The organism is Nocardioides malaquae, assembly GCF_015070385.1.
GTDB lineage: Bacteria > Actinomycetota > Actinomycetes > Propionibacteriales > Nocardioidaceae > Nocardioides > Nocardioides malaquae.
Genome location: NZ_JADCSA010000441.1, coordinates 1 through 269, shown reverse-complemented (window position 1 = coordinate 269; position 269 = coordinate 1). Strand labels below are relative to the sequence as shown.

General features: G+C 50.2%; 1 protein-coding gene. It reads left to right on the top strand.

Annotated elements, in window-relative coordinates; all coding sequences use genetic code 11:
* Nucleotides 1-269, top strand: a 269-nt coding sequence (locus tag IEQ44_RS18200) for a lectin-like protein (protein ID WP_369074442.1), incomplete at its 3' end; no start/stop codon positions are given.

Below are 269 nucleotides of genomic sequence, written 5' to 3'. Positions count from 1 at the left end.
ATTTCATTTAAGGGCAAGTGGGTCGGCCTGTATGACGATGTCACCGACTGGAGATGGTCATTGGCAGACGGACGCTTCTACAGAGACGCAGAGGAACGCAGGTTCAGGAAATGGCAGGGTTTAAATGAACCAAGCTCTCGTGACCGACTGTGTGTAGCCATGAATAAAAATGGTGAATGGTTCCATAAATCCTGTCTTGGAGCCTTCCAGGCAATCTGCTTCGATAACACAGGTGAGATGTGTCCGTCTGTCCATCCGAGCAGTAGGCC